General features: G+C 35.9%; 27 protein-coding genes, 1 tRNA gene and 1 pseudogene. 15 read left to right on the top strand and 14 right to left on the bottom strand.

Translation table 11 applies throughout. The annotated features are described in order from the left end of the window. Nucleotides 1-38 precede the first annotated feature (38 nt). The gene (locus BKH41_RS07150; RefSeq protein WP_095298561.1) at nucleotides 39-1,190 is read left to right on the top strand and encodes an FtsW/RodA/SpoVE family cell cycle protein; all 1,152 of its coding nucleotides are present in this window, start codon (nucleotides 39-41) and stop codon (nucleotides 1,188-1,190) included. After that, nucleotides 1,152-1,228, top strand: a tRNA-Ile gene (locus BKH41_RS07145). Before BKH41_RS07150 ends, BKH41_RS07145 begins: the two co-directional genes overlap by 39 nt. Before the next feature lie 25 nt (nucleotides 1,229-1,253). On the opposite strand, the gene fliP is transcribed toward BKH41_RS07145, so the two are convergent. Next, on the bottom strand, nucleotides 1,254-1,967 hold the full coding sequence (gene fliP, locus BKH41_RS07140) for a flagellar type III secretion system pore protein FliP (protein WP_095298559.1): 714 nt from the start codon (nucleotides 1,965-1,967) through the stop codon (nucleotides 1,254-1,256). A 116-nt stretch (nucleotides 1,968-2,083) separates the two neighbouring features. Between fliP and glmU the strand changes: the two genes are divergently transcribed. The 7 genes from glmU to BKH41_RS07105 all read left to right on the top strand — a co-directional run bounded on the left by glmU (nucleotide 2,084) and on the right by BKH41_RS07105 (nucleotide 9,470). Beyond that, nucleotides 2,084-3,412 (top strand): bifunctional UDP-N-acetylglucosamine diphosphorylase/glucosamine-1-phosphate N-acetyltransferase GlmU, encoded by a 1,329-nt coding sequence (gene glmU, locus BKH41_RS07135; RefSeq protein ID WP_095298451.1) that lies wholly within the window; start codon nucleotides 2,084-2,086, stop codon nucleotides 3,410-3,412. A gap of 192 nt (nucleotides 3,413-3,604) precedes the next feature. Beyond that, the gene (gene thiS / locus BKH41_RS07130) at nucleotides 3,605-3,811 is read left to right on the top strand and encodes a sulfur carrier protein ThiS (RefSeq protein WP_095298449.1); all 207 of its coding nucleotides are present in this window, start codon (nucleotides 3,605-3,607) and stop codon (nucleotides 3,809-3,811) included. 38 nt (nucleotides 3,812-3,849) lie between these two features. Continuing rightward, complete coding sequence (gene argC / locus BKH41_RS07125; protein WP_095298557.1) at nucleotides 3,850-4,857, top strand: N-acetyl-gamma-glutamyl-phosphate reductase; 1,008 nt, start codon at nucleotides 3,850-3,852, stop codon at nucleotides 4,855-4,857. After that, on the top strand, nucleotides 4,833-5,600 hold the full coding sequence (locus tag BKH41_RS07120; RefSeq protein ID WP_095298447.1) for a metallophosphoesterase: 768 nt from the start codon (nucleotides 4,833-4,835) through the stop codon (nucleotides 5,598-5,600). Before argC ends, BKH41_RS07120 begins: the two co-directional genes overlap by 25 nt. A gap of 2 nt (nucleotides 5,601-5,602) precedes the next feature. Continuing rightward, complete coding sequence (locus tag BKH41_RS07115; protein ID WP_257875436.1) at nucleotides 5,603-6,529, top strand: chemotaxis protein CheV; 927 nt, start codon at nucleotides 5,603-5,605, stop codon at nucleotides 6,527-6,529. 57 nt (nucleotides 6,530-6,586) lie between these two features. Continuing rightward, complete coding sequence (locus BKH41_RS07110; RefSeq protein WP_095298444.1) at nucleotides 6,587-8,974, top strand: chemotaxis protein CheW; 2,388 nt, start codon at nucleotides 6,587-6,589, stop codon at nucleotides 8,972-8,974. Beyond that, entirely contained in the window at nucleotides 8,964-9,470 is a 507-nt protein-coding gene (locus BKH41_RS07105; protein WP_095298442.1) for a chemotaxis protein CheW, read from the top strand. The genes BKH41_RS07110 and BKH41_RS07105 overlap by 11 nt, the downstream gene beginning before the upstream one ends. 3 nt (nucleotides 9,471-9,473) lie before the next feature. Here BKH41_RS07105 and BKH41_RS07100 read toward each other — a convergent pair whose 3' ends face one another. Both BKH41_RS07100 and BKH41_RS07095 read right to left on the bottom strand, forming a co-directional pair. Next, nucleotides 9,474-9,764, bottom strand: a complete 291-nt coding sequence (locus BKH41_RS07100; protein ID WP_095298440.1) for a hypothetical protein — start codon at nucleotides 9,762-9,764, stop codon at nucleotides 9,474-9,476. Further along, entirely contained in the window at nucleotides 9,743-10,228 is a 486-nt protein-coding gene (locus BKH41_RS07095) for a hypothetical protein (protein ID WP_095298437.1), read from the bottom strand. The genes BKH41_RS07100 and BKH41_RS07095 overlap by 22 nt, the downstream gene beginning before the upstream one ends. A gap of 48 nt (nucleotides 10,229-10,276) precedes the next feature. Here BKH41_RS07095 and serB point away from each other — a divergent pair, with 48 nt between their 5' ends. Next, entirely contained in the window at nucleotides 10,277-10,897 is a 621-nt protein-coding gene (gene serB, locus BKH41_RS07090; RefSeq protein WP_095298435.1) for a phosphoserine phosphatase SerB, read from the top strand. 3 nt (nucleotides 10,898-10,900) lie between these two features. On the opposite strand, the gene mrdA is transcribed toward serB, so the two are convergent. The 11 genes and pseudogenes from mrdA to BKH41_RS07035 form a co-directional block, all read right to left on the bottom strand. After that, entirely contained in the window at nucleotides 10,901-12,691 is a 1,791-nt protein-coding gene (gene mrdA, locus BKH41_RS07085; protein ID WP_095298433.1) for a penicillin-binding protein 2, read from the bottom strand. Continuing rightward, complete coding sequence (locus tag BKH41_RS07080; protein ID WP_180762771.1) at nucleotides 12,666-13,157, bottom strand: hypothetical protein; 492 nt, start codon at nucleotides 13,155-13,157, stop codon at nucleotides 12,666-12,668. Before BKH41_RS07080 ends, mrdA begins: the two co-directional genes overlap by 26 nt. Further along, complete coding sequence (locus BKH41_RS07075; RefSeq protein ID WP_095298552.1) at nucleotides 13,106-13,522, bottom strand: N-acetyltransferase; 417 nt, start codon at nucleotides 13,520-13,522, stop codon at nucleotides 13,106-13,108. The genes BKH41_RS07080 and BKH41_RS07075 overlap by 52 nt, the downstream gene beginning before the upstream one ends. A gap of 46 nt (nucleotides 13,523-13,568) precedes the next feature. Further along, nucleotides 13,569-14,192 (bottom strand): ribosome biogenesis GTP-binding protein YihA/YsxC, encoded by a 624-nt coding sequence (gene yihA, locus BKH41_RS07070; RefSeq protein ID WP_095298429.1) that lies wholly within the window; start codon nucleotides 14,190-14,192, stop codon nucleotides 13,569-13,571. Next, nucleotides 14,189-14,713 (bottom strand): lipopolysaccharide transport periplasmic protein LptA, encoded by a 525-nt coding sequence (gene lptA, locus BKH41_RS07065; RefSeq protein ID WP_095298427.1) that lies wholly within the window; start codon nucleotides 14,711-14,713, stop codon nucleotides 14,189-14,191. The genes yihA and lptA overlap by 4 nt, the downstream gene beginning before the upstream one ends. Further along, a complete protein-coding gene (locus BKH41_RS07060; RefSeq protein ID WP_180762770.1) occupies nucleotides 14,710-15,168 on the bottom strand; it encodes a hypothetical protein in 459 nt (152 codons plus the stop codon). Before BKH41_RS07060 ends, lptA begins: the two co-directional genes overlap by 4 nt. Nucleotides 15,169-15,250: 82 nt before the next feature. Next, nucleotides 15,251-15,742: an HAD family hydrolase gene (locus tag BKH41_RS07055; RefSeq protein ID WP_095298422.1), complete on the bottom strand. Its 492-nt coding sequence runs from the start codon at nucleotides 15,740-15,742 to the stop codon at nucleotides 15,251-15,253. After that, nucleotides 15,739-16,323: an imidazoleglycerol-phosphate dehydratase HisB gene (gene hisB / locus BKH41_RS07050; protein ID WP_095298420.1), complete on the bottom strand. Its 585-nt coding sequence runs from the start codon at nucleotides 16,321-16,323 to the stop codon at nucleotides 15,739-15,741. Before hisB ends, BKH41_RS07055 begins: the two co-directional genes overlap by 4 nt. 2 nt (nucleotides 16,324-16,325) lie before the next feature. Continuing rightward, nucleotides 16,326-17,051 (bottom strand): annotated as a pseudogene (locus tag BKH41_RS07045) (septal ring lytic transglycosylase RlpA family protein); the annotation flags it as partial. A 239-nt stretch (nucleotides 17,052-17,290) separates the two neighbouring features. Next, nucleotides 17,291-18,406, bottom strand: coding sequence for a lytic transglycosylase domain-containing protein (locus BKH41_RS07040; protein ID WP_095298418.1), 1,116 nt, complete (start codon nucleotides 18,404-18,406; stop codon nucleotides 17,291-17,293). Nucleotides 18,407-18,499: 93 nt separating this feature from the next. Further along, the gene (locus tag BKH41_RS07035) at nucleotides 18,500-19,270 is read right to left on the bottom strand and encodes a TatD family hydrolase (RefSeq protein ID WP_095298416.1); all 771 of its coding nucleotides are present in this window, start codon (nucleotides 19,268-19,270) and stop codon (nucleotides 18,500-18,502) included. A gap of 96 nt (nucleotides 19,271-19,366) precedes the next feature. Between BKH41_RS07035 and ribE the strand changes: the two genes are divergently transcribed. From ribE to BKH41_RS07010, 5 genes are all read left to right on the top strand, one after another. Beyond that, the gene (gene ribE, locus BKH41_RS07030) at nucleotides 19,367-19,987 is read left to right on the top strand and encodes a riboflavin synthase (protein ID WP_095298414.1); all 621 of its coding nucleotides are present in this window, start codon (nucleotides 19,367-19,369) and stop codon (nucleotides 19,985-19,987) included. 3 nt (nucleotides 19,988-19,990) lie between these two features. After that, on the top strand, nucleotides 19,991-20,281 hold the full coding sequence (locus tag BKH41_RS07025; protein WP_095298411.1) for an EscU/YscU/HrcU family type III secretion system export apparatus switch protein: 291 nt from the start codon (nucleotides 19,991-19,993) through the stop codon (nucleotides 20,279-20,281). A gap of 130 nt (nucleotides 20,282-20,411) precedes the next feature. Beyond that, entirely contained in the window at nucleotides 20,412-21,416 is a 1,005-nt protein-coding gene (locus BKH41_RS07020) for an ATP-binding cassette domain-containing protein (protein ID WP_180762774.1), read from the top strand. Nucleotide 21,417: 1 nt separating this feature from the next. After that, on the top strand, nucleotides 21,418-22,062 hold the full coding sequence (locus BKH41_RS07015; protein ID WP_095298407.1) for a methionine ABC transporter permease: 645 nt from the start codon (nucleotides 21,418-21,420) through the stop codon (nucleotides 22,060-22,062). An 18-nt stretch (nucleotides 22,063-22,080) separates the two neighbouring features. Further along, nucleotides 22,081-22,851 carry a MetQ/NlpA family ABC transporter substrate-binding protein gene (locus tag BKH41_RS07010; RefSeq protein WP_095298403.1) on the top strand — a complete coding sequence of 257 codons (771 nt, stop codon included), beginning with the start codon at nucleotides 22,081-22,083 and terminating at the stop codon, nucleotides 22,849-22,851. Nucleotides 22,852-22,864 lie beyond the last annotated feature (13 nt).

Raw genomic sequence — 22,864 nt, 5'->3', positions numbered from 1 at the left:
TATGATAAAATTGCCAAAATGCTCAGAAGGTAACCCCAATGATGATCGACAGGCGGATTTTAACACACTTTGATTTCCTGTTGCTTTTTCTTATCTTCCCTATCATTGCTGTATCGTTTTTTCTCATCAATGAAGCTAACGAAATATTGAGCATCAAACAAGCAATCTATATTGCAGCAGGTTTTTTTCTCTTTTGGATCATCTTTTTTATCCCTTTTAGAAATCTCAGTAAAAGTATCAGTATTTTTTATTGGTTTTGTATCATTTTACTCGTGATTGTAGATATTTATGGGACTGCCAAGCTTGGGGCCCAACGTTGGATTATAATCCCTGGTACTGGAATATCACTGCAACCAAGCGAACCTGTCAAAGTAGCCATCTTGCTAATGCTTGCCAACCTTATCTGCCACAATCCTCCTCCAAAAAACGGCTATGGTTGGAAAGATTTTCTTAAAATCAGCTTTTATATCATCCTGCCATTTCTCCTCATCCTCAAGCAACCCGACCTTGGAACTGCTTTGGTCGTTGTAATAATGGGCTTTGGAATCTTGTTTTTAATAGGGGTGAATTACAAAATCTGGCTTTCAATACTCATCATTGTTTTGGTAGCTTCCCCACTGATTTACAAATCCTTGCACGATTATCAGCGCAAACGAATCCACGATTTTATCGCTGAAAAACCGAGTTATCACATTAGACAGTCTGTTATTACAATTGGTTCAGGCGGTTTGTTTGGAAAATCTAAAGAAAAATCCACGCAAACACAACTCAAATTCCTACCCATTGCCACAAGCGATTTTATATTTGCTTATTATGTCGAACGATTCGGCTTTGTAGGAGCAATCATTCTGCTGGGTTTTTATATAGGTCTCATTTTACATATTCTGTCATTTTCTTTCATCAATTCAAGGGATTATCAATTGCGGGTTATGTCAAGCGGGATTGCTATTTTAATCTTTGTTTATATGGCAGTTAATATTGGAATGACAATAGGTCTTGCACCTGTAGTAGGCGTTCCTTTACCAATGTTCAGTTACGGCGGGAGCAGCTTTATAACTTTCATTGTATTGTTTGGTATCCTTGAAAATTTGCTTGCCTTTAGGTTTAATTTTGAGTATAATTCCAACCCTTTTAAGAATATAAATAAAAAAGGACCCTTAGCTCAGCTGGTTAGAGCGCTCGGCTCATAACCGATCGGTCGCAGGTTCGAGTCCTGCAGGGTCCACCACCTGCAATTCGAAACTTAAAATTAATTATTTAAAGCTTGCCACCAAATTCCCTATAAGCAGATTGAATCCATCCACCAATACAAAAATTAATATTTTAAAGGGTAAAGAAATCATCACTGGAGGCAACATCATCATTCCCATTGCCATCAAAATCGAACTTACAACCATATCAATAACTAAAAAAGGAAGGTAAAGTAAAAAACCTATCTGAAAAGCCGTCTTAAGCTCACTGATCATAAATGCAGGAACAAGCACACTTAAAGGCACATCCTCAATGTTTTGAGGATTAGGAAGATTGCGTATCCTAAAAAAAAGCGCTAAATCCTTTTCACGCGTATTTTTCATCATAAATTCTTTGAAAGGGGCAATCGTTTTTTCAAATGCAACATCATAAGAAATCTTATTGTCCATATAAGGCTTGATACCTGCATTATAACCCTGTTTGGCTACAGGTTCCATAATAAAAAAAGTCAGCACCAATGCTAAAGAAACAAGAATTTGTGTGGGTGGAGATTGCTGGGTTCCTAAGGCTGTTCGCAAAAATGAAAAAACAATAATCAAGCGTGTAAAACTCGTCATCACAAGCACCAAAGACGGAGCAAGCACCAAAAAAGTCAAAATAACGACGATATTGAGCGTGGTAACAAGCTGTTTAGGGCTTGAAGGAGCCGAAAGAGAGAGATTAACCGTGGGTATCGTAGTTTCAGCCCCATAACCAAAACTGATCCCGCAAAACATCGCTGCCAAAATCAAAAATATCAGCCTCAAAATATCTCCAGTTTCATACAAATTAAAGCCGTAGTATAGACACAATTGTGTTAAAATTTTATAAATCCTTAAAGTAAGGGAAAAAAATGTCTGTTTCAGTCATCATTTTAGCAGCAGGTGCAGGGACAAGAATGCGCTCTTCCCTCCCAAAAGTTCTCCATAAAATCTGCGGTCAAGAAATGCTTTCTTATTCTGTGCAAGAAGCCCTGAAAATAAGTGAAGACATTCATATTATTTTATTTTTTCAACACGAAAAAATTAGGCAACACATAGAATGCAGTTTTCAAGACCACCTGCACAAAATCTTCTTTCACATTCAAAACCATTCTAAGTATCCTGGAACTGGAGGGGCTTTGATGCAAAATGAGCAACAAAAATTAATCCCTCTCAAACACGATCAAATCTTAATCCTCAATGGCGATATGCCCCTTATCACTAAAGAAGAATTAGAACGCTTCATTGGTTTTAAAAATCCTGTAGCACTGGGGGTATTTGAGCTTGAAAATCCAACTGGTTACGGACGCGTTATCATCAAAGACAACCAAGTCAAACAAATCATCGAAGAAAAAGATGCTACCCCTCCTATCAAAGCGATAAGAACACTCAATGCAGGTGTGTATGCATTTGATAAAAAATTCTTGGAAACCTACCTCCCAAAACTTACAAATACCAACGCTCAAAAAGAATACTACCTGACAGATCTGATTGATTTGGCAACTAAAAATAAGCTTGAGATCCTTCCGATTTTTGTAAATCCCAAAAATTTTATGGGCGTGAATTCAAAATCAGAACTTTCAAAAGCTCAAGACATAATGCTTGAGCGACTCAGGAACAAAGCAATGGATCAAGGCGTAATCATCCATTTGCCTCAAACTCTCTATTTAGAACCCAGTGTCACTTTTGAGGGGGAATGTGAAATACAGCCTGGAGTGTGTATCAGCGGGAAAACAAAAATTATCAATTCACTCATCAAGGCCTACAGTGTGATTGAAAGCAGTGTGATTGAACATTCTGACATCGGACCTATGGCTCATATCCGCCCCGGTTGCGAAATTTCTCAAAGCCATATCGGGAATTTCGTAGAACTTAAAGCAAGCAAAATCAAAGGTGCAAAAGCAGGACATTTAAGCTATTTAGGAGATTGTGAAATCGGAGAGGGGAGCAATATAGGAGCAGGAGTGATTACTTGCAATTATGATGGTAAAGCCAAACATAAAACCTTGATTGGAAAAAATGTCTTTATCGGTAGTGACACACAGCTTGTAGCACCTCTTGAAATAGAATCCAACGTATTAATCGGAAGCGGTACCACAATGACAAAAAATGCCAAAGAAGGGGATTTGGTCATTTCTAGGGTCCGACAAGAAAATAAAAATGGAGGATTTTACAGATTTTTCAATCCAAACAAAAAATAAAACATTATGGCTGTTGCTACTCTAGATAAACAACTATCAGTTTGCAATCAATAAGTTTGATTGCAAACTTTCAAAATTTAAAACATAAAAAGATTTTTATTTATATTTGAATGTAAAATACGATGCCAAAGTACATAAAGCTTAATATTTTTAGTGTAAAATAGTAAATTATTCATTATTCGGAGAAACAAAATGGAACTGATTATCAATGGTGAAAACAAAAGCTTTTCCAAATCCCTTAGCATTCAAGAGATTCTGGATTCTTTAGGCATTGAATCTAAAGTAGTTGCGGTTGCTTTAAATTCAATGGTCGTAAAAAAACAAGATTGGAGCAATACTTTTGCTCAAGACGGAGACAAAATAGAATTCTTGCAGTTTATGGGTGGTGGCAAGAACTGATGATGCCAAATACAAAAACAAATCCATCGGAGAAAGTAATGCGTAAAATTCCTGTGGGAATTCTTGGAGTTAGTGGCTATACCGGACTAGAATTGATAAAAATTCTTTTAGAACATCCTGTTTTTGAAATCTCTTATATTGGGAATTCACAAGGAACTCAAAAACTATCTGAAATTCATCCCTGTCTTGAGGGCATATTTGAAATACCTGTTCTCAAAGCAAATGCAAAAGAAGTCGCACAAAATTGCGAACTTGTTTTTTTAGCCCTCCCGCACAAAAGTTCAATGGAATTTGCCAAAGAAATACTAGAATATGGGGTAAAGGTCGTTGATCTCTCTGCAGATTATCGGCTTAAACGCGAAAATTACGAACAAAATTACCAAACTACCCACATTGATCCCCATAATCTCACTCGCGCTGTTTATGGACTAGTCGAATATGCAAGAGAAGAAATAAAAAGCGCTTCTTTAATTGCAAATCCTGGTTGCTATCCTACAGCCACATTATTGGCATTATTGCCTTTTTTGCCTTTTTTAGACCAAACAAGCGTATTTGTCGATGCTAAAAGCGGAGTAAGCGGAGCGGGAAAAAAACTGAGCGATAATACCCATTACCCAAACATCAATGAAAATCTATTCAGCTATTCCCCACTCTCCCATCGCCATCAAGTTGAAATCGAGGAAAAATGTGAATTTTTCGCAGGCAAAGCCCTGCAAGTTAATTTTGTTCCTCATTTAGTCCCCTTGAATCAAGGAATGCTTGTGAGTGTCTTTGGCAGACTCAAAAAAGAAATCAATCCGATTGAAATTCTATATAAACGTTATCAAAAAGAAGATTTCATTCGCATCAGAAGCCAAAGCGTAGAGATAAAAAATGTACGTGGAACTAACTTTTGTGATATATTTGCTACCAATAGAGGAAAAGATATTTACATCAATGCAGCTATAGACAACCTTTTGCGAGGTGCAAGCTCCCAAGCTGTAGTGAATGCAAATTTAATGTGTGGTTTGAAAGAAGATCTTTGTATTCCAAAAATCCCCCGATGACAAAAACAGAATCCCAAGTACCTATCATTAAAGACGGCGCCCTTTTTATTGCTGATTCCCACTATATGGATTCAGATTACAGATTTTTCAATTTTGTACGAAAACTCATCCTTTCTCCGCCGAAACAAGTTTTTTTAATGGGGGATATTTTCCATCTCTTAATCGGACATCTCCCTTCTAGTCAAAAACAAAACTTTCCTTTGATTTCTTTGATCAATGAGCTAAGTGATAAAACCGAAATATTTTATTTTGAAGGAAATCACGATTTTGGAATTGACAGCTTTTTACTTCCAAAAGTCAAACTTTATCCCCGTTCCTTGCAGCCTGCTCTTTTTATTTGGAAAGAAAAGCGCTTTCTTTTAGCACACGGGGATATTTTTCTTACAAGAAGTTATGATTTTTATATCCGCACACTAAATAATCCAATTACCCTTAGTTTTTTAAAGATTCTTGATAGATTGAGTTTTGGAATCATTTATGGCGCGATTGCAAAAAAAATCTGTCAAAAATCCATTAAACCACTGCAAATAAATGAGAAAGTTTTTAAAAAATTCAGTTTAGAAAGATTCCAAAAATATTCCAAATTTGCAAAAAAAAATAATCTAGGCTCTATAGACGGAATTATCGAGGGACATTTTCATATAGGAAAAAATCTGAAGCACTATATCTCTTTGCCTTCTTTTTATTGCCAAAAAAGCGCTTTTATTATACAATCAAATGAAATAGCAAATATAATGGAGTGATTTTGACAAATAACGATCCAAAATTAAGCTCAAATGAGATCGAACTGATCGACTTTAGAATATTTGAAACACGGGAAAATGGATTCTATGAAAGGATTTATGGCATCAATGTTGCCAAAGTCCAAGAGATTATCAAAATGCCTGAAATTTTTGAATTACCTTCAAGCCTAGATTATGTAGTGGGTGTTTTTGACTTAAGATCTACTATTATTCCCTTGGTTGATCTGTCAAAATGGATAGGGATTGCTTCTAGCGACAATAATCAACAAAAAACTGTCATCATCACAGAATTCAACAATATAAAAATAGGTTTTATCGTCCATTGTGCCAAACGTATCCGTCGTATTAGTTGGCAAAATATCGAACCAGCTCATTTTAATTCTTCTAGCGTCATAGAAAGAGAAAAAATCACAGGAATAACAAGAATTGAAGATGATAAAACGCTTTTGATACTTGACTTAGAAAGTATCATAGACGATCTTGATCTCCACCAAGAAAATAATAAAAAATCAATGAGTTTTACACCAAAAATCAAATTTAATGGTATAGTTTTGTTTTTAGACGATAGCAATGCAGCTAGAAAAATGATCAGAAAAAACCTTATAGAAATGGGCTTTAAAATAATAGAAGCCATTGATGGAGAAGACGGCATAACAAAATTAGAGAAACTTTATGAAGAATTTGGCGACAATCTCTCCGATCACTTAAAATTGATTATATCGGATGTAGAAATGCCTAAAATGGATGGTTTTCATTTTTTATCTCAGGTTCATCAAGACAATAGATTTTCAAACATACCAGTAATTTTTAATTCCTCAATCTGCGACAAATATAGTGCAGAAAAAGCTAAAAGTCTTGGAGCTGAAGCTTATTTGGTAAAATTTGACGCGGACAGATTTTATGATGAAATTTCAAAAATCTTAAGCTAAATAGAATTTTATGGTTGTAAAATACAAAAACCTAAATCAATATTGAAGAGGTGTTAAATGGATGATATGCAAGAAATAATGGAAGATTTTTTAATTGAAGCATTCGAAATGATCGAACAGCTTGATCAGGATTTAGTCGAGCTTGAAAATAATCCTGAAGATTTAGAGCTTTTAAATCGAATTTTCAGGGTTGCCCATACTATCAAAGGCTCAAGCTCCTTTTTAAATTTTGATACTCTCACTCATTTAACGCATAATATGGAAGATGTCCTCAATAAGGCTAGAAAAGGTGAGCTTAAGCTCACCCCCGATATTATGGATGTCGTATTGCAATCCATTGATTTAATGAAAGCCCTCTTGGTAAAAATTAGAGATGCAGGGACAGACTCAAACAGCGGTATTGATATTTCTGATACAGTTAAAAAACTTCAGGCGATTTCAAGCGAGCAATCAAATGATAAAACATCTTCCCAACCCCAAGAAGTTCAATCTTCATCTTCTGAGGCAAGCTCACCAGAACCACAAAATCCATTAGCAGATGAACCTGAACTTGATTATGCCAATATGAGCGCTCAAGAAGTCGAGGCAGAAATTCAAAGATTGCTTCAAAAAAGACAAGAGGCGGACAAACAAAAACGCTCTCAAAAGAAAAAAGATAATGTCTCAGAAGATATTCAGGCTCCTCGCGAGCCCACCGAGCCCCAATCTAAAAAAGAAGAACCCAAAAAATCAGCTCAACCCAAAAAACCCGAGCCCACCAAACCAAAAACAGACGAAAATAAATCTCCATCAACAGGCGTTGAACAAACCGTAAGAGTTGATGTGCGACGATTAGACCATTTAATGAATCTGATTGGGGAACTAGTTCTTGGAAAAAATAGATTGATTCGGATTTATGGGGACGTAGAAGAACGATACGACGGAGAAAAATTCCTTGAAGAGCTCAATCAGGTTGTATCTTCTATTTCCACTGTGACCACAGATCTCCAACTTGCTGTAATGAAAACAAGAATGCAGCCTGTAGGAAAAGTTTTTAATAAATTCCCAAGAATGGTGCGAGACCTTTCTAGAGAACTCGGCAAAAGCATTGATTTAGTCATTACTGGGGAAGAGACAGAATTAGACAAATCCATTGTAGAAGAAATCGGCGATCCCCTCATCCATATCATCAGAAATTCCTGCGATCACGGGATTGAAACTCCAGAAGAAAGAAAGCAAGCAGGCAAAGAAGAGACAGGAAAAGTGGAGCTTAAAGCTTACAATGAAGGAAATCATATTGTCATTGAAATTGCTGATGATGGGAAGGGTCTAGATGCAGATATGCTCAAACAAAAAGCCATTGAAAAAGGAGTAATCACCGAGAGAGAAGCCGACAGTATGAGTGACAAAGAAGCATTCGGGATTATATTCAAACCTGGTTTTTCAACAGCTAAAAACATTTCAAATGTCTCAGGAAGAGGCGTTGGAATGGATGTGGTCAAAACCAACATTGAAAAACTCAATGGAATTATCGAAGTAGAATCCGAAAAAGGCGTAGGAACAACAGAAAAATTAAAAATTCCTCTTACGCTAGCAATTATTCAGGCTCTGCTTGTTGGGGTTCAGGAAGAATATTATGCGATTCCTCTTTCATCAGTTCTTGAGACCGTTCGAGTCAGTCAAGATGAAATTTACACTGTCGATGGCAAAAGTGTCTTAAGACTAAGAGATGAAGTTTTGTCTCTAGTGCGTTTAGCTGATATTTTTAAAGTCGATTCCATCTTGGAAACAATGAATGAGGTCTATGTCGTAATCGTCGGTTTAGCCGATCAAAAAATCGGCGTTATTGTGGATTATCTTATCGGTCAAGAAGAAGTTGTTATAAAATCTTTGGGTTATTATCTCAAAAGCACCACAGGAATTGCAGGAGCAACAGTGAGGGGAGATGGAAAAATCACTCTTATTGTAGATGTGGGAGCGATGATGGAAATGGCAAAAAATGTCAAAGTCAGCATTAACAAGCTCATTGATGAAGCTGAGGCTTCAAAGATTAAAAACTCTCCTAGCGACTATGTAATCCTTGCTATTGATGATAGCAGCACTGATCGCGCCATTATGAAAAAATGCCTCAAACCTTTAGGGGTAACTATACTTGAAGCTGCCAATGGATTGGAAGGTCTTGAGATTGTTAAGAATGGGGACAAAATGCCTGATGCCGTTCTTGTAGATATAGAAATGCCTAGAATGGACGGCTATACGTTTGCAGCCGAAGTCAGAAAATACAATAAATTTAAAAATTTGCCCCTCATTGCAGTTACAAGTAGAACAAGCAAAACAGACCGTATGAGAGGCGTGGAATCAGGAATGACAGAATATATCACAAAACCCTATACTGCAGAATACCTTGTCAATGTGGTCAAACGCAATATAAAACTCAATATAGACGGAGTAACCAATGAGCAATAACAAAACATTAAAAGATATTTTTGACAAACAAAAAGAAACAACTCAGCACGCCACTCGACAAGAAGAAATTGAAGATATCCTTCAAGTCATTGGCTTTATCGTTGGTAACGAAGAGTTTGCCGTCCCTATTTTAAATGTTATTGAGATTGTAAAACCCATAGAATACACAAGAGTTCCAGGAACCCCTAATTATGTTCTAGGAGTTTTTAATCTCAGGGGTAATGTGTTTCCATTGATAAATCTACGATTAAAATTTGGAATTCCTGCAGCCAAACAAGATAAAGACACCCGTTATTTGGTTGTGCGACACAATGATCAAATTGCAGGTTTTGTTATTGATAAGCTCACTGAAGCGATTCGGATCAAAAAATCAGATATTGACCCTGTCCCAGAAACCCTTGCCGAACAAGACAATTTAATGTATGGGGTAGGTAAAAGAGAAGATAGGCTTGTAACTATTCTTAAAATAGAAACACTTTTAAAAAGGGATTTTTAGTCTCTAGAATTCCGTTGCACTCATTATAAAATTGTTGATAAATGCATTTTTTGCCCCGCAAAGATGGATATTGGGGCAAATCCCTTTGAGTTCTTTATAAAGCTTAAGATTTGTCTCAAAAGCCTTGTTGCAGATTTTTTCTCTATAAGCAAATGGGATCTCAAATCCGAGATTATCGGTTGCAATTTTTTCGCACAAAGCACTTTCATAAATTGGAAAAAAACCTATGGCTACTTTTATCTTACTCCCCTTTATAACATCTTCAAAATCTTTTAAAAATTTTGCGCACTCCAAATATCGAATGCAGGCTGACTGATAATCATTTCTGCGCCGTTGGTAATTTTACTTTCCAATAACTTTTTATTCGCTTTGTCCAAGACTAAATGACTACCACAAACAATAAAGCTTTCCGCACCTAAAATCTCTTTGGCTTTCTTTGCCATTTGTGATCCGTTAAGTTCTTCTGCTTTACGATAGTCCCCTCCCACAACCGCAACTTTTTTAATCCCTGCATATTTTAACCCCAACAAAAGACTCTCCACTCTTTCTTCTCTTCTTCCAGAAGCTGCTATGCTTGGAATTACATCTACTCCAAGCCCTTTACCAAACAACACGCTCACAATACAAGCTTCTGGTGTCGGTCTCATTTTAGGACTATCAGGGATAATTAAAAAATCTGCTTGAAACTTTTTAAACCAATCAGAAAGAATTGCATAATCACGCTCTTGATGTTTTGGAATATATTCTAAACTTAACACTTTATCTCCATTTTTGCTAGAATTATACAAATTTTATGGAGAAAGCCGATGAAACTTGCCGTGTTTGATTTTGACTCCACACTAATGGATGGTGAAACCATTGAAATTCTTGCCCAAAGTCACGGGGTAATTGAACAAGTAGCTTCCATTACAACAAAAGCAATGGAAGGAAAATTAGATTTTTACGAAAGCCTCAAAGCCCGTGTAAAACTGCTCAAAGGAATGCAAGAGCAACAAGCACGCCAAATCTGTCAAAACCTACCCCTAAACAAAGGAGCTAAGGAGGTCGTTTTGGGCCTGAAAAATAGGGGCTATAAAGTAGTGTGCTTTAGCGGGGGATTTAAATTTGCAACTGCACATTTTAAAGACATCATCGGGCTAGATGCCGATTTCAGCAATACACTCCATTGTAAAAACGGTATGCTTAGCGGAGAAGTTGGGGGTGAAATGATGTTTGGCTCCTCAAAAGGAGAAATGCTCCAAACCCTTCAAAGTCTGCTTCAAGTTTCGCCATCTGATACTATCGCAATAGGCGATGGAGCTAATGATGCAAGTATGTTTCAACACGCAGATAAAAAAGTTGCTTTTTGTGCGAAAGAAATTCTTAAAAAACAAGCAAATATCATCATTGATAAAAAAGATTTGCAAGAAATACTCTCTTATATCTGAATTTTATTTCAAATATCCATAATCATAAAGCGCATTCGCCATTTTAACCAAAATGGGACCTCCCTTTCCTCCGCTTTGTCCGTGTTCAAGCAAAACCGTGATGGCATATTTGGGATTTTTATAAGGCACAAATCCCGTAATCCAAGCGTGCGAACGACGAAGATACTCCATTTGACTTTCTTTCATTCTGACTTTAATCTCTTGAGGGATTTGCACAACTTGAGCGGTTCCGGTTTTACAAGCAAGTGGGGCTTTAGATCCTAAAGTGCGGCTGTAAGCTGTTCCGCCTTTTACACTACAAGCCTCATACATTCCTTTTTGTAGAATGCTCAATTTTGATTTTTGAAAATCATTTAAAACATCTTTAGGCTCATAATCAGAATTCTCATTTCCAAAAGTTTTTGCAAAATGTGGGATAGGTAATTTTCCTGTGGCAATTAAAGCAGTATATCCAGCAATCTGCATTGGAGTTACCAAAAAAGCTCCCTGCCCGATTGAAGTTATAATTGTATCTCCTGTATACCAAACTCTTCCATATCTCTTCATTTTCCATTCGGGATCTGGCACAATACCAATAAATTCATTAGGAATATCAACGCCGGTTTTTTGCCCAAAACCCATTTGTTTTAAAACATTTGCAATATTATTTATTCCCGCAGTTTGAGAAAGCTTATAAAAATAAACATCCACAGATTCGCGAATTGCCTTAACTAAATCTGACTTTCCGTGTCCTGAAGGCTTCCAATCTCGAAATTTTCTCCCCCCAAGCTCAATATAAGCAGGTGTGTCAATTTTTGTATTCTCATTAACCCCTGCATACTCCAAAAAAGCAAGCCCCATACCCATTTTCACAACAGATCCTGGAGGATACAAAGCATTCACAAGTTTATTGAGCAAAGGATTATAAATATTTTCGCTCAAAGCATTCCATTTATCATAGCTAATCCCACCGACAAAATCATTCAGATTATATTCAGGATAGCTCCCTGCAACAATAATCTCTCCGGTATGAACATCCATCACGATAACTGCACCCTCTTTATCCTGAAATGCCGCATCGGCAATTTCTTGAAGTCTCATATCAATGCTAAGCACCAAATCATTTTGATTTTCAGGTTTCAATTCGTCTAAAACCTCAAGTTCTTGGTTGAGGGCATTAACGGCCATAATACGATAACCAATCTGTCCTTGCAGAAAAAAATTATATTCTTTCTCCAAACCCGTTTTGCCAATAATCCCAGTATATTTACTAACAGGATCGCTTTGAATATCTGCTTCATCTGCTGCCCCTACATAGCCAATAACATGAGAAGCCGAAAGATTGTTGGGATAAAGTCTTTTGGTAGCAGGCTCCACTAAAATATCAGGATTTTGAATAATTCGAGCATAGATTTTTTGCATTTTCGTATAAGGAATAAAATTAACAACTTTAATCGGGGAATGATTGTAAATAGAATCTTGTTTTTTATATGCCTTTATCATTTCGGGACGATTAATTTCGGGAAAAAAACTCCCAATAGTTTCTATTTGCGTTTCTAAGGCTTCATCTTTAAGCAAAGGATTGAACAAGATTGAAAAACCTAACTCATTGATGGCTAAAGGCTCACCGTTTCTATCAAGTATCTGCCCCCTAGAAGGAATAAGAATTTCTTTTTTAGTCATATTTCTCTGGGCTAATTTTTCAAAATACTCGTGAGATTTGATGGTTAGCACAAATACTTTTGCAATCAATGCCATCCAAATAAGGATAAAAGCAAAAATGACAATTTTATATCTGATGTTTAATTTTTTCATACACAATTCCCAAGCAAGACTCATAAAAAACATAAGAAATAAAAATCGAACCTAAATCCGAATCCAAAACCTCTCCAAATAAACCAAACAGATACAAAATAAAGAAATAAACAAAATAAATTAAAGGAACATATATAAAAACAAAAAATATATTTTCCTCGAACAATAGCCGAAATTTTTTAATTACAAGCCAATTGATAGCCACAAACACGATTGGTAAAATACCGGCATATTTATCGTGATCAAACTCAAAAAATAACAGACAAATTACAATTCCAAATGTAAAAATCCAACGATTTTCCTTAGAAGCCCGCACATAAAGAATAAAAAGTAACCCAATCATTGGTGGTAAAAATAAATAAATATCACTCAAACAAGTATAAAAATAAAAACAAACCAAAAGCACAGAAGCTTTTAAAGTTTCTTTAAGAGTGCTATTTCTTCGCAAATTGGAAAACGCTTGCATTTAATACAATCCGCCCAGATTTTATGGTCTGGCAATAATGATTTTTCAATAACTTCAAAACCTAATTTTCTAAACAAACCATCGCAATAAGTCAAAACTAAAAACTCTTTAAGCCCAAGCGTTCCCCCTTCGCTCAAAACCGAATCCACAAGTTTTCTAGCTATGCCTTGACGACGATACCTCTCATTGACAACTAAGCTTCTGACTTCTCCTAATGTCGGTGAATAAATATGTAAAGCGCAAAATCCTACAATGTTTTCACTTTGTTTTGCAATAAAATAAGATCTTATCGAGGTTGCCATTTCCTCAGGGCTTCTAGGCAATATCAAACCTTTTTGAACTTCTTCTGCCACCATAGCACACATCAATGGTATATCGTTTAAAACAGGTTTTTGTATATATATTGTTGCATCAATCTGTCCCAATTCCCAACACCCCGTTTAAAATTATTTCTTGGATTTTAGTTTTGCCACCATATCTTTTATCTATAATTTTATCATTATTTGATGCAACTACTCTGCCCTTCTGATAAAAAAGATGTTGTTGGCTCTTATTGAGCTTATCAAATTTGGTATAAATATTTAAAATCCTTTGATCGTTCCTTAGAATATTCTCTAAAGCTTCATTGACATAATTATCTATCTCAAGCTCAGTATGTCTAGCATCTATCAAATGTACAAACAATTTAACAGAAACTCGTTTGCTTAAAAATTCCCAAAGATTATCTTCCCATTTTTTCTTTATCTCTTTAGAAACCTTAGCATAGCCAAAGCCCGGTAAATCCACAAATCTGAAAGAAATAATTTGAGAATCAGGTTCTTTCCTTTCCCAAATTGAAGTAAAAAAATTTATCAACTGAGTTTTTCCGGGTGTTGATGAACTTTTTGCTAGATTTTTACCTAATATCAAATTAATAAAAGTGCTTTTGCCCACATTGCTCCTGCCCAAAAATACAACTTCCATCAAATCTGGATGTGGGCAATCGGCAAGCTTTGTCGCAGAAGTCAGAAATTTTGCATCTTTGACAACAATCATTCATTGCCCTTATTGGGTTGGGTCTGTTGATTTTGAGTTTTATCATCTTTCTGATCAATATCATCTAAATTAAAAATAAATTTAGCCGGTTTATCCTTGCTTCCAAGCACGTTGGCATAACCACTCTCATTATTAACAATAATCTCTTCACCCCTGATCGTATTGGCTTTCCCCACTTCATTCACGACCGCATTTTCCAATAGCCTATATTCTCCATTTTGAGCATTATAAGTCAGTTTATCAGAATGCCCTTTAATCTCCCTGCCATTTTCCATAAAAATATGAAATTTTACATTTCCTTGCGCCTCATAAAACTGAGGTTTTCTATTTTTGTCTGAATGAATGATTACTTTATCAGCTTCAAGCGTGTCTTTAGATTTTTTTATATGCACATTGCCTTCTATGATTGTAATTCCTTTAGCATCATCGCCATAAAATTTATTTGCAGTTACTTCAAGGGTTTCTTGGGAACATATGGCTATGGCAAAAGATAAACAAAACAAAAAAAGTATTTTCTTCATTTTTTGTCCTTATCTCCACCTTCAAGAATAATCTCTGAAGTGACGCTTACAGCATGAATTATTTGAGATTTTTTATCATAAACAATATTTTTACCCATAAATTCACCCTCCAAGGCATTAAGCACAAAATCTCCTTTGCCTTTAAAAATCTCTTTACGATAGTCATAAATCCCGCTTTCACTCCAAAAACTTCCGCCATCGCTTTTGGTATAAACCACTCCTTTTGGAAAATCATACATATCTCCCTTTCTAATCACCTCATCCCCACTGATATACTCATATGTATTTTTAGATTTATTGTTATAACGGCTTGCTAAAAAACCATATAAAATCTCATAATCATTAAATTGAAGTGCTTTGGAACCTTCGATTTTCATATCCACAAAATTCCCATTAATCTGATACATATTAAAATCTATGAGTTCAATTTTAGGGATATTTTCACTAGAAATCACTTCAAATCTTTTAGAAGGGGCAAAAAAGAAAATAGATGCAAAAGTAAGCCCAAATAGGACCAAAAAAAAGTTCAATACACTATTAGTAGAACTTAAGTACTTCATCTTTTAGCCCATCTCTAATCAGGATATGCTCAATCATTTCTCGAACAGCTCCCTTTCCTCCAGATGCACACAGCACCACATCAACAAACCCTTTGATCCATTCTGCAGAATCGCTTGGAGCAAAGCGCAAGCCGCATTCTTTAAACATACCCAAATCATTCAAATCATCTCCAATGCAAGCAACTTCACAAGATTTTAAACCAAGTTCTTTTTTAAGCTCAGAGGCGATTTTTCCTTTATCGACAATCCCCATATAAACAGAAGTGATTCCTAATTCTTTCATCCGAAAGGCAGTGATCTCTGAATGTCGTCCAGATATAACAGCAACCTTTTTCCCCAATTTTTGCCAAACCACCAAACCTAAGCCATCTTTGATATTGAAAGACTTACTTTCGACCAAATCCTGATTGTAAATCAACTCTCCATTTGTAAGCGTCCCATCTACATCAAGCAAAATAAGCTCAATCACAAAGAGCCTTTCGTGCTTGGAATGCCAATTCTTTGATTGTGTGACAATGCCCTGCGCAAAGCCAATGCAAAGGATTTGAAAATCGCTTCTATAATATGATGGAGATTTTTTCCTCTTTTGAGATAAATATGCATACAAAACCCTGCATTCATTGCCAAAGCCCTAAAAAACTCTTCGGTCAATTCAATGTCAAAATCCCCGACTTTTCCTTTAAAATCCCCATAATTATCCATATCAAATACCAAAAAAGCTCGGTTGCAAATATCAATATCGCATTCCACGCAAGCTTCATCCATCACAACAGCCCCACTTCCAAATCTCTCAATACTTTTAATCGGATAGATTTCCTCTCTCAAAAGACTCCCAATAACAATCCCACAATCTTCAACACTATGATGCCCATCAATATGTTTATCCCCCTCACAAACAATATCCAAATCCATTAAAGAATGCTTAGTAAAAGCTTCAAGCATATGATCAAAAAAACCTATCTTTGTGCTGATTTTTCCTTCACCATTCCCATATATTTCCAAAGAAGCCTTTATTTTTGTTTCTTTGGTATCGCGTGTTATTTGCTTCATTTTTACTCCCTGATGACTATACCGGCCAAATTTTTTGATTTGGCAAAATCAAGCGCTTCATCCTCGCTTTGAAAGCCTTTAACAAAAACCCTATAAATTGCTTCGCCGTTACTGACTTGTTCTTTTATATCGACCTTATAATGACTCTCTTTGATAGATTTTTCAGTCTGCTCCTTTAGAGCAAGCGCCCCTTCTTTTTTCTTAAATGCCCCTATTTGCAAAGAAAAAGACCCTCCCTCTACGCTAGTCTTACTTTCTCCAATCTTAAATTCTTCTTTTAAGGTCTTAGATTGTTCCATATCTTTGGAAATAGAACTTTCATAATTTTTAGAAATCATCCCGCCAAAACCTAAGACTTCAAGTCTCACTTTAGCTGTTCCCTTATCAACCATATTAATATCGCGAGCTGCTGCATTGGATAAATCAATAATCCTCCCATCTACAAAAGGACCTCTGTCATTAATCCTAACAACGGTACTTTTTCCGTTTTCTTTATTATAAACTTTTACCACTGTATTCATCGGTAAAATTTTACTTGCTGCTGTATGAGCGTGCATATTGTAGGTTTCGCCATTAGAGGTCTTTTTAGCGTGAAAGTTCGGTCCATACCAACTCGCAATTCCATCAAAAATTTCTCCCACATCAACTCTAGTCGGATAATACCATTTACCCGCTATTTGATAAGGTCTCATCGTTGCTCTTTGAATCGCAGCAGAATCTCTCATTCCCTCCAACATTGAAGGATTTGAACCTGTAAAAACATCGTCTGCAGCATTCCCTGATCCAAAACCTGATTCACTTGAATAAGATTGATTGGTATAATTTGAAGTATATTTTTTAGATCGATAAGATCCTAAACTTTCATAATCGCTAAAAGCACCCACCCCACCATTATAAACACTTTGAGGAGAACAGCCCCAAAATAAAGCTAAAATAAAAACAAAAAGCCCTTTACCAACATATTCTCTCAACGTCCGACCTCATTTTGAGCTAATTTTTGATGATCTTTTCTAATGACTGGAACAATAAGTTTTTGATTGATGGATAAGAAAGAATTTTTAAGATTATTGGTAATCTTTAATTCTTGAATGCTGACCTTATATTTTTTGGAAATGGAAGTGAGCGTTTCCCCCTGCTTTACTTTGTGTAAAACAAACATTTCATTGGGATTTTCATCTTCTTTAAAATTCTGTTTGAAATAAACGAGTTTCTCATAAGGGATATAGACAGTATATTCTTTATAGCCTGGGGGTAAAAAATCGTAACGGAATTGACGATTGTATTTTTTCAATTCGCTTAAACTTATTCCTGCTCCCTGTGCAATCGTTTTGAGCAAGGTTCCCGCCTTGACATTCACACTCGCTAAAGTATTCATCGCCCCTCGATTGAGTAAATATTCCCTATCCTCACTTTTAAATCTATCGATATTGTTAAAAGCTACAGACATACTCAAAATCATCCGCATATAATTCCTTGTTTCTTTTGGAAGATATTTTTTCTTATCGTCCAAAAGAACATTAATATCACTTGTTTGAGCTTTCTTGATGGCCTTTTGAAGTCTCCCCACACCACAATTATAAGCCATAGCAGCCAAATACCATTGCCCCGTAAGTTTATATAGAAATTGAAGGTATTTAATAGCAGCCTGAGTGCTTTTGATGGGATCACGCCTCTCATCAATATAATCATTGATCTTTAATCCAAGCTGTTTAGCTGTAACAGGCATAAGTTGCCAAATTCCAGAAGCTTTTTTAGGACTATATGCTCTTGTAGAAAATTCAGACTCTGCCATAGCTAAAAACAAAAATTCTTGAGGAATCCCTGCTTGAGCCATCATACTTTTAAGAATCGGTATAAACTCATAGCTAGAATCAAACTTTTCCAAAAAATAATCCCATCTGGCTTCTGCACTATTTGTCTTAAATGAATTTTTTACTTTCAATTCAGCCAAAAATGTCCCGCTCACACCAAAAGAGTTTAAAATATTTTCGCTAAACCTGTCATAAATAAGACTATTAAAGTCTGCTTTCAACATACTTGATGAACACAAACAGGTCAGCAAAACCATTGTTTTTAGCTGCATTTATTTTCCTAACTGAAAATCTAGAATTAAGGGTTTATTCTACTTGAAAAATACTTAAACCCAAAATTATTCCACCCAATAAAAACCTCATCCTTAAATCGAACCAAACAAATCATAAGCATTTTGGGTTGTAAGGGAAGCAATTTCATCGACATTCATCGCAAGCACTTCAGAAAGTTTGTGAGCAATCAAGGGTATGCGCATTGGCTCATTTCTCTCTCCTCTGTAAGGGTGAGGACTCAAATAAGGCGCATCAGTTTCAAGTAATAATCTGCTTTTTGGGATCTTTGGTAAAATTTCAATAATTTTTTTAGCGTTTTTAAAAGTCGCCACGCCCCCAATCCCATAATAAAACCTATCAGACAAACCCAACAAGATCTCATCGGCATTAAAACAATGCAAAACCCCGTGTGCTTCCTTGTATCGACTTAAAATTTCAAAGGCATCAAAACTTGCCTCTCGAATATGTACAATTAAAGGTTTATCAAATGCAATAGACAATTCAATTTGAGAAATAAAAGCTTTTTTTTGAGCATCCTTATAATCCTTTCTCTCTTCTTCAGGAGGAAGTCTGTAGTAATCCAACCCACATTCTCCAACCCCCACGCACTTGGGATGAGAAATCAATTCTTTAAGAGAGGGAATGTGTGCATTTTGAATCTCATAAGGGTGGATACCCACTGCAAAATAAATTTGCTCGTATTTTTCTGCAATTGCAACAGCATTAGGCAAATCTTTCAAATCAGCTCCGGGAATGATGATTTTTTTGACGCCATTATTCATTGATTCCTGAATAACTTCTTCAAGATCATTCTCATAAACTCGGCTATCCAAATGGCAATGCGTATCAATCAAACAGTTCATTTTCCTCTCAATTGTATGGTAGAATTTTATTATTCGTCAATTTTAGTCAAAAAACTTCAGTATTTTGACAACAGATAAAAATTAAGGATTATAATTTTGTTCAGCGGGCTTGTGCGTGAGATTGCAAAAGTAAAAAAATTTCAAAATAATATTTTATATCTTCATAGTCCCTATAGACCTCAGCTTGGAGATAGTATCGCTGTCAATGGAGTATGTCTTACAGTCGTCCAAACCAATGAAGATGGGTTTGAACTCGAACTCAGCGAACACACTCAAAAACATATCGCCTTAGAAAACTATAAAAACCTTGTGCATATCGAACCTGCTTTAAAAGCAACTTCAAGATTGGATGGTCACTTTGTACAAGGGCATATTGACGGGATTGGCACAATCAAGAGCATTAGTAAAAAGACAAATCAAACAGACTTTTTTATCCAAACCTCCAAAGAAATTTTGGATCTAGTGATCCCGCAAGGTTCCATCACTATAGATGGGATCAGCCTGACAGTATCAGAGATTTTCCAAGAAGGATTTGGACTCACCATCATTCCTTATACTCTAAAACATACTCTTTTTCATACCTATAAACCTCAAAGAAGGGTCAATATAGAAACCGACGTGCTAGTAAGAAGTATCGCTCATCTTCTTAAAAAGCGGGATAAAAAACTCGACCTCTGTTCTTGGAAAGAAATTGATTCGATCTTGCTGGGTTACTAATTAATGAAAAACAATACTCTTAAAGCAGTAGCCCTAGCTTATCACTCACAAACAGACAATGCCCCTAAAGTTGTCGCTTCAGGTATAGGGGAAATCGCAAAAAATATTATCAATAAAGCAAAAGAATTCGACGTGCCTATTTTTGCCAACCCTGCTTTAGCCGAATCTTTAACGAAAATACAAATTGATGCATCAATCCCAGAAGAACTTTATCAAAGCGTAGTAGAAATTTTTATCTGGCTAAAAAATGCCGAATATTCTTCTCAATTCAGCAAATCTCTTCAAGATGGATAAAATGAGAATATTTGTAACATTTTAAGACAAATCTCAAAAATAAATTTTAAATACAATTCGTGTTTTTAAAATATTAATATAAAATCGCAACTAGTTTTTATCTAGCATATTTATTTATCTTAAGGAGTCAATCATTATTACCTTAAAAAATATAACAAAGAATTATCCAAACGGATTTTGCGCAATCAAAAAATTGGATTTAGAAGTAAAAGCCGGTGATATTATGGGGGTTATTGGGTATTCGGGGGCAGGAAAATCCACCCTTATTCGAATCATCAATCGCTTGGAAGATCCCACTGATGGCGAGCTTATCATAGATGGAATTAATATGCTCTCTCTTAAACCTAAGGAGCTTCAAAAAATACGTCAAAAAATCGGTATGATTTTTCAACATTTCAATTTATTAAGCTCAAGAAATGTATTTGGAAATGTCGCTTTCGCCCTTGAAATAGCAGGCTGGAAACGTCAAAATATCTCCGAACGCGTTTATGAGCTTTTAGATCTAGTTGGGCTTAAGGAAAAGGCAGATTTTTATCCAAGCCAACTTAGCGGGGGACAAAAACAAAGAGTGGCTATAGCAAGAGCCTTGGCAAATCACCCCAAAATTCTTTTATGCGATGAGGCAACAAGCGCTTTGGATACAAAAACCACAAAATCCATCCTGAACCTTCTAAAAAATATTCAGAAAAAATTTGATCTCACAATTGTTCTGATTACACACCAAATAGAAGTTGTAAAAGAAATCTGCACTCAAATGTGCGTGATGAGCGATGGAGAAATCGTTGAAAGAGGACTTGTTCATAAACTTTTTGCAAATCCAAAAAATGAAATAACCAAAGAACTTATCTCTTATCTCCCGCCTGCAGACAGCAAAGATATCCTTTCACATCTGAAAGATCAAAAAAATGTATTTAAGATCATTTTTACAGGAGATAATGCCAATAAACCATTGATTTCAGATGTTATCAAACGCTTTGACATTGATGCCAACATACTTTCGGGAAATATAGAAGATTTGGCAACAGAGAGCATTGGGCATTTAGTGATCAAATTTAACGGAAAAGAAAATAAAATCTCAGAATCCATTGACTATCTGAAACAAAATGGATTAACGATTCAAGAATTAGGGGCTTAAAATGATTTTTGATATGATCCATAACTCGACACTCGAAACTATTTATATGGTATTTTTTTCGTGCATTTTTGCAGTGTTATTTGGACTTCCTTTGGGAGTTTTTTTACAGATCACCAAACAAGATGGCATTCTTCCAATGCCGATGTTAAATAAGGCTTTGGGAGGGATTGTCAATACAGCAAGATCTTTCCCATTTATCATTTTAATTATTTTACTACTGCCACTTTCTCGTCTGATCATTGGGACAAGTATCGGAAGCACTGCTGCCATCATTCCGCTTTCAATTTCTGCAATCCCATTTGTAGCCAGACTTTTTGAAGGGGCTTTAGCCGAAGTTCCCAAAGGATTGATTGAAGCCACACAGAGTATGGGCGCAAATAAATTTATGATTGTAAAAATGATGATTGCTGAAAGCTTACCCTCTTTGGTCAATGCCCTCATCATCACAACCGTTTCCCTTATCGGATATTCTGCAATGGCAGGTGCAGTAGGAGCAGGCGGACTCGGAGACTTAGCTATCAGGATCGGTTATCAGACTTATCGCCCTGATGTTTTACTCTACTCTGTCATCACAATCATTGTTTTGGTACAAATCATTCAAACAAGCGGAGATTTAGTCGTTAAAAGACTGCGAAAATATAAATAAAACTAACAAGGAAAAGTTATGAAAATCATTAAAATGCTTACACTATTTTTCACATTTACTCTAAGTGCATTTGCAGGCAACCTCAAAGTAGGTGCTACACCGGTTCCTGCAGCTGAAATTTTAGAATTTGCCAAGCCGATTTTGGCCAAAGAAGGTGTCAATCTCATTATCCAAAGCTTCACAGATTATGTGACTCCTGATATCTCTTTAAATGAAGGATCTAGTGATGCCAACTTATACCAACACAAACCTTTCTTAGAAAAAATAAATAAAGACAGAGGGTTTAAACTTGTAGCCATTGAACCAATTTATGTCGTTCCTTTGGGATTTTATTCCAAAAAATATAAAAGCGTTGCAGATATTAAAAACGGATCGCTTATTGCATTGCCAAATGATCCAACAAATTATTCGCGCGCTTTAATTCTTTTACACGATAACGGCGTTATCAAACTCAAAGATCCGACAAATCTAGATTCTACAGAATTTGACATTATAGAAAATCCGAAAAAACTCAAGTTTAAACAAGTTGAAGCCGCAATGCTTCCCAAAGTTTTAGACGGCATTGATGCAGCTGTCATCAATGCCAATTATGCGCTTCAAGCTGGGATGAGTCTCAAGCAAGCTTTTTTTCACGAAAATGGTAAATCAATTTATACCAACGTGCTTGCTTCAAGAGAAGACAACCAAAACAATCCCGATATTGTCAAACTTAAAAAAGTTCTCTTAAGTCCTGAAATTAAAGAGTTTATCCTCAAAAAATATAAAGGCGAGATCATCCCAGCTCAATAAAATCATTCAAAAG

Origin of the sequence: Helicobacter sp. 12S02232-10, assembly GCF_002272895.1 — a bacterium.
Taxonomy (GTDB): domain Bacteria; phylum Campylobacterota; class Campylobacteria; order Campylobacterales; family Helicobacteraceae; genus Helicobacter_J.
Note: the sequence above shows the minus strand (reverse complement) of the source record. Positions and strands in the feature narration are given on the sequence as shown.

Coding starts and splice junctions, on each gene's coding strand:
- BKH41_RS07080 (WP_180762771.1), bottom strand. CDS start 13,157: ATGCAAGCGTTTTCCAATTTGCGAAGAAATAGCACTCTTAAAGAAACT.
- mrdA (WP_095298433.1), bottom strand. CDS start 12,691: ATGAAAAAATTAAACATCAGATATAAAATTGTCATTTTTGCTTTTATC.
- thiS (WP_095298449.1), top strand. CDS start 3,605: ATGGAACTGATTATCAATGGTGAAAACAAAAGCTTTTCCAAATCCCTT.
- yihA (WP_095298429.1), bottom strand. CDS start 14,192: ATGATTGTTGTCAAAGATGCAAAATTTCTGACTTCTGCGACAAAGCTT.
- BKH41_RS07075 (WP_095298552.1), bottom strand. CDS start 13,522: ATGTGTGCTATGGTGGCAGAAGAAGTTCAAAAAGGTTTGATATTGCCT.
- BKH41_RS07110 (WP_095298444.1), top strand. CDS start 6,587: ATGGATGATATGCAAGAAATAATGGAAGATTTTTTAATTGAAGCATTC.
- BKH41_RS07105 (WP_095298442.1), top strand. CDS start 8,964: ATGAGCAATAACAAAACATTAAAAGATATTTTTGACAAACAAAAAGAA.
- serB (WP_095298435.1), top strand. CDS start 10,277: ATGAAACTTGCCGTGTTTGATTTTGACTCCACACTAATGGATGGTGAA.
- BKH41_RS07025 (WP_095298411.1), top strand. CDS start 19,991: ATGAAAAACAATACTCTTAAAGCAGTAGCCCTAGCTTATCACTCACAA.
- fliP (WP_095298559.1), bottom strand. CDS start 1,967: ATGTTTTGCGGGATCAGTTTTGGTTATGGGGCTGAAACTACGATACCC.
- glmU (WP_095298451.1), top strand. CDS start 2,084: ATGTCTGTTTCAGTCATCATTTTAGCAGCAGGTGCAGGGACAAGAATG.
- BKH41_RS07010 (WP_095298403.1), top strand. CDS start 22,081: ATGAAAATCATTAAAATGCTTACACTATTTTTCACATTTACTCTAAGT.
- BKH41_RS07150 (WP_095298561.1), top strand. CDS start 39: ATGATGATCGACAGGCGGATTTTAACACACTTTGATTTCCTGTTGCTT.
- hisB (WP_095298420.1), bottom strand. CDS start 16,323: ATGAAGCAAATAACACGCGATACCAAAGAAACAAAAATAAAGGCTTCT.
- BKH41_RS07015 (WP_095298407.1), top strand. CDS start 21,418: ATGATTTTTGATATGATCCATAACTCGACACTCGAAACTATTTATATG.
- BKH41_RS07035 (WP_095298416.1), bottom strand. CDS start 19,270: ATGAACTGTTTGATTGATACGCATTGCCATTTGGATAGCCGAGTTTAT.
- BKH41_RS07040 (WP_095298418.1), bottom strand. CDS start 18,406: ATGCAGCTAAAAACAATGGTTTTGCTGACCTGTTTGTGTTCATCAAGT.
- argC (WP_095298557.1), top strand. CDS start 3,850: ATGCGTAAAATTCCTGTGGGAATTCTTGGAGTTAGTGGCTATACCGGA.
- lptA (WP_095298427.1), bottom strand. CDS start 14,713: ATGAAGAAAATACTTTTTTTGTTTTGTTTATCTTTTGCCATAGCCATA.